The following is a 5,134-nucleotide window of genomic DNA, read 5'->3' as shown; positions in this document are numbered from 1 at the left end:
CCTGCCACCGCCCGAAGTCCTCTATCAGACCTCGGTCGTACGATTGACTCATGCACAGAAGAGTGAGTACCCCGCAGGTATAGTAGTAACTATCTGCGAACGTGTCACAGGCGTTATGCGGCAGTTCTCGCCGGGTACCGACGGCTGAACGGCGCCGATTCGACGGTGGATGCGTGTAAAAAGCAAACCGCGACCGCCGACGGCGGCCGCGACCGGGTGAGTGGTGCGAGGGTGACAGTCGTATCGGCGTTAGCCCTCGATGGGGATCTCCTCACCACGGAGTTCGATGTCCTCCATGATGGGGAGCCGGATCTCGAGGACGCCGTTGGTGTACTCGGCGTAGATAGCTTCGTCGTCGATCTCCTTCGGGAAGCGGAACCGGCGGTGGTAGGTCCGCTTCCGGTTGCGGTTCTCGTCGACGTGCTCGGCAGCGACGTTCAGGAGGCCGTCGTCCCACGCGACGGATATCTCCTCGCGGTCGAAGCCGGGCATGTCGACGCTGAGGACGAACTCGCCGTCCTCCTCGTACAGTTCGTAGTCGTCACCACCCAGCGCGCCTTCCCCGAACAGCCGACTCGGCAGGTCGAGACCTTGACGCCACGTGTTCGGTGTCATCGGTTCGAGCATGGGTATTCACCTCGAACTCGGTAGTAGATTGTTCGTGGTTCGTAAAAAATATTGCGTGTTTAACGATAGTTCCCATACAACACCGCAAGAAAGCGACCGAATGTTCGAAAGCTTACGGTCGGCTTCAAGACCGCTTGGTGGTCTGGTCGCCCCGGATGGCTCGCAACGTCACCTCGTCGAGGGCGACGAGGTGACACAGCGGGTTGCCGGGATAGACGAGCGGGTTCTCGAGGACGCCGACAAGCAGGCCGGTGAAGGGCGCCTCGACGACGGTCGTGTCCGTCTTGAACGGGTTCGTGATGGTACAGACGCGGTCGCCCGCCTCGACGAGCGACCCGCGGTCGTGGTGCATCTCGACGAGGCCGCCGGCGTCGGCCCGGAGCCACGTCTTCTCCTCGGAGCCGTTGATGACGACCCGCCACCCGGGCCATTTGACGGGTTCGTTCGGCCGCATCTCGAATTCGGCCATCACCGACAGCACGCCCTCCAGCGCCTGGTCGATGAGCGCGCGCTGGAAGCGGTGGGCCTCGCCGAGTTCGATGGTGATGGTCGGCGTGCCCGCCTCGCTGGCCTCGCGACGAAGGGTTCCACTGGGCCCCTCGCTGGAGATGATGACGTTCGAACCGAACGCGTGAGCGATGCGGCCGACGTCGTCGTCGTCCGTATCGCCCCGGACGTGGAGCATGTTCGTCCGACCGCGTGTCGAGGTGTGGAAATCCAGCCCGAAGTCGCAGGGTTCGATGAAGTTCCGGAAGAGGCGGTCGGCGATGCGCTTGGCGCTCGTCCCCGAGTCGTTGCCGGGAAACGAGCGATTGAGGTCCCGATCGTAGATGGGGAGGTACCGCTCCTGTGCGATGAAGGCCGGGACGTTGAGGACGGGAAGACAGACGAGCGTGCCGGCCAACTCCTCGTGGTCCCACTCGTGGGCGACCTCGCGGACGATCTCGATACCGTTCAATTCGTCGCCGTGCGCGGCCGCCGAGAGGAACACGGTCGGCCCTTCCAGAGCGCCGTTGATTATCGTGACCGGTACACGGACGGGGTCACCGAGATACGTCTCGCTGACCGTATAGCGGATGTTGGCAGTCTCGCCGGGAGCGACTGCCCCGCCATCGTACGTGAAAACCTCGCTCATACGTGGAGAATTGTGGGTGGGTACATAAGGCCCTGCCCCACGAGGGCGACCGGTCGGGGTCGTCGGTTCCGACGGTCGTGCCGGCATCTTCGAACAGGAACTTCGGTAGCGTTTTGGGCAAACCGCTCCGATGTCGAGTATGTCTTCGGATATTACTGTCGGCGTGTTGAGCCTTCACAGTTCGAAGGAATCGAAAGCGATTCTCAACGCCGCCGACGCGCTCGGTTTCGACACCGAGTGGCTCCGGGCGGAGAGTACATCGATCGGTATCGAGGACGGCGAAGTCTCGCTCGAACCGGACGTAGATATCATCATCAACCGCCTGCTGCTCTCCAAGGAGGAACAGCCGGCGGAGGCGCTCGGGTTGGCGACGATGCTCGACCGGATGTGTCCCATGCTGAACACGCCGACGGCGACGATGACGGCCATCCACAAGTTCGCCACCGGTACGGCGCTCGCCGAAGCCGGCGTGCCGGTCCCCGACGCGTTCATGGCGCTTTCGGCCGACACGCTCAACGCCAACCGCGACCGCTTTGCCGACGAGGTCGTCTACAAGACGGCCATCGGCACCCACGGCGGCGGGACGTGGAAACTCGACACCGACGACCCCGTCAACCCGATGGTCGGCTCCCGGCAGGCGTTCCTGCAGGAACTGATCGAACACGACGAGCAACGCCACCACGACCTCCGCATCTACGTGGTCGGCGAACGGGTCGTCGGCGCGATGAACCGGTATGCGGCGGAGGGCGAATGGCGGACCAACGTCGCCCTGGGCGGCGACGTCGAGGACGCCACCGCCGACCTGCCGGAGGAAGTCGTCACGATGGCCAAACGCGCCGCCGACGTCGTCGGCCTCGATTACGCCGGCGTCGACATCGTGCAGGGCGAGGACGGGTACTACGTGCTGGAGGTCAACCCGACCGCCGGCTTCCGCGGCCTGTATAAAGCGACCAACCGCTCGCCGGCCCCACACATCGCCGCGCTCGCAATCGAGCGGGCGGGCGGCGATGTCGACCACGAGCGGGTTCACGAACTCTCGGCGAACCTCGACGACTCCCGACCGGCCTGTATGCCGAAAAAGAAGAAGATCCAGTCCGGCGAACCGCTCGTCATCGGCTACATCGAGGAGGTCGTCGTCATGGGAACGACCGGACAGAAGAACGTCCTCGCGAAATCCGACACCGGCGCGACGCGAACGAGTATCGACGCCCGCCTCGCCGCCGATATCGGTACCGGGCCCATCAAGGACATCGTGAAGATCAAATCGGGTAGCGTCAAGGGCGGCAAATCCCGACCGGTCGTCGACGTCGTCGTCGGTATCGGCGGTAAACAGCACACCGTCACCGCCAGCATCGAGGACCGCGCCCACATGGACTATCCCCTCCTGCTCGGCCGCGACATCCTCGGGGACTACCACGTCGACGTGCGCAAGAAGGCCGACGAGGACGAACCCGCCGCCCTCGGCGCCGAAGACATGCTCGAAGAGTAGTTCTCCCGCCGCCGTCTCGACTGACTCGACCAATCCGACCGCGCTTCTTTTGAGGACCCCGCCCGACCCACCGAGCATGCAAACCGTCCTCCTCGCCGCGGGTGAAGGCACCCGCATGCGCCCGTTGACCGAAACCGTCCCCAAGCCGATGCTCCCGGTCGCCGACCGGCCGCTGTGTGCGCATACGGCCGACGCCGCCGTCGAGGCCGGCGCTTCCGAACTCGTCTTCGTCGTCGGCTACGAGGCCGACGCCGTCAGGTCCTTTTTCGGCGACGAGTACCGCGGCGTTCCCGTCTCCTTTGCCGTCCAGGAGGAACAACTCGGCACCGCCCACGCCGTTCGGGCGGCCCGCGAACACCTCGACGAGGCCTTCGTCGTCCTCAACGGCGACAACCTCTACGACCCGGCGAGCGTCGAAGCGCTCTTCGAGGCGGCACCCGCCATCGCCGCCATCGAGGTCGAGGACCCGCGGAACTACGGCGTCCTCTCGACAGAGGGCGACCGGATAACGGGTATCGTCGAGAAGCCGGCCGACCCGCCGTCGAACCTCGCCAATGCGGGAGCCTACGCCTTCCCGGCGGAGGCACGCGAGTGGCTCGACGTCGAGAAGAGCGAGCGCGGCGAATACGAGATCACCGACGTCGTGGCCCGCGTCATCGACGAGTACGACGTGGCCCCCGTGACGCTGTTGCGGTGGCTCGATGTCGGCCGGCCGTGGGAACTGCTGGAGGCCAACGAGTGGAAACTCGGCGACCTCGACCGGCGCATCGACGGCGAGGTCCGCGGCGACGCCGAACTCCGCGGCGACGTGGTCGTCGAGGAGGGTGCCGTCGTCGAACCCGGCGTCGTCATCGAGGGGCCAGTGCTGGTCCGCTCGGGCGCCGAGGTAGGCCCGAACGCCTACGTCCGCGGCGCGACGCTGGTCGGCGAGGACTGCCACATCGGTCACGGTGTCGAACTCAAGAACTCCATCGTCATGCGCGGGGCGAACGTCCCGCATCTCTCCTACGTGGGCGACAGCCTGCTCGGTACCGACGTCAATCTGGGCGCGGGCACGCAGGTGGCGAACCTCCGCCACGACGGGGCCGACGTGAAACAGACGGTCAAGGGCGACCGGGTCTCGACGGGTCGCCGGAAGTACGGCGTCGTCGCCGGCCCCGGCGCCAAGACGGCCATCAACACCAGCCTCGCACCGGGCGTCGTGCTGTCGGCCGAGGCGACAACGACCCCCGGCGAGTCGGTTACCCGGGACCGCTGACGGCGACGCGTTCGACCGCCGATCCCGCCGCCTGCGGAACGTTTTTGTTCGGGCCTCCGAATCCCGAGATACGACATGGAGCGTGGGGGACACTACGGGACGTCGCTGTTGCTGTCGGCTGGCTGTCTGCTCTGGCTGGACTTCCTGCAGGCGGTCGTCGCGGTCACAGTCATCTTCGCCGTCGAGCGACTGCCGGACCAGGACCACTACATCCCCGAATGGGCGGTCAAACATCGGGGGCCGACCCATAGCCTGACGTTCGCCGTCGTCGTGGCGTTCGTGCTGGCCAGCACCATCGCCTATCCGGTCCATCTGATCCAGTCGTTCGTGGCCACCCACGGCCCGCTTTCGGCACCCGTCGTCCCGTCCGTCGAGGTGTGGGCGCTCATCGGCGGGGCGGCCCTTCTCTCCTTGGTCGGCCACATCGCCACCGACGCGCTGACCGTCGGCGGCGGATACAAGGTCGAACCCCTCTGGCCGTTCGATTCCCGCACCGTCGCTGCCGGACTCTGCCGGGCCGACGACGTCCGGTGGAACGTCGGCCTGCTGGCCGCGGGCGCGACGGCCTTCGCCGCCGCCGTTCTCCACGAACTCTACTACTCGGTCGTCGTCGTTCTCGTGTGAA

At 65.9% G+C, this 5,134-nt stretch carries 5 protein-coding genes; 3 read left to right on the top strand and 2 right to left on the bottom strand.

Going from position 1 to position 5,134, the window contains the following annotated elements:
• Positions 1-249: 249 nt before the first annotated feature.
• Both V5A53_RS12810 and V5A53_RS12805 read right to left on the bottom strand, forming a co-directional pair.
• Positions 250-627: an Hsp20/alpha crystallin family protein gene (locus tag V5A53_RS12810; protein ID WP_332314010.1), complete on the bottom strand. Its 378-nt coding sequence runs from the start codon at positions 625-627 to the stop codon at positions 250-252.
• 124 nt (positions 628-751) lie between these two features.
• Positions 752-1,762, bottom strand: coding sequence for a succinylglutamate desuccinylase/aspartoacylase family protein (locus V5A53_RS12805; protein WP_332314009.1), 1,011 nt, complete (start codon positions 1,760-1,762; stop codon positions 752-754).
• Between the two features lie 130 nt (positions 1,763-1,892).
• On the opposite strand from V5A53_RS12805, the gene V5A53_RS12800 reads away from it, so the two are divergent.
• From V5A53_RS12800 to V5A53_RS12790, 3 genes are all read left to right on the top strand, one after another.
• Entirely contained in the window at positions 1,893-3,251 is a 1,359-nt protein-coding gene (locus V5A53_RS12800; protein WP_332314008.1) for a RimK family alpha-L-glutamate ligase, read from the top strand.
• Between the two features lie 76 nt (positions 3,252-3,327).
• Entirely contained in the window at positions 3,328-4,509 is a 1,182-nt protein-coding gene (glmU, locus tag V5A53_RS12795; RefSeq protein ID WP_332314007.1) for a bifunctional sugar-1-phosphate nucleotidylyltransferase/acetyltransferase, read from the top strand.
• A 75-nt stretch (positions 4,510-4,584) separates the two neighbouring features.
• Complete coding sequence (locus tag V5A53_RS12790; protein WP_332314006.1) at positions 4,585-5,133, top strand: metal-dependent hydrolase; 549 nt, start codon at positions 4,585-4,587, stop codon at positions 5,131-5,133.
• The last annotated feature ends 1 nt before the right edge of the window (position 5,134 follow it).

This window comes from Natronomonas sp. (genome assembly GCF_036625485.1).
GTDB lineage: Archaea > Halobacteriota > Halobacteria > Halobacteriales > Haloarculaceae > Natronomonas.
The sequence above is the reverse complement of the archived record's forward strand: the minus strand, read 5'-3'. Positions and strand labels throughout refer to the sequence as shown.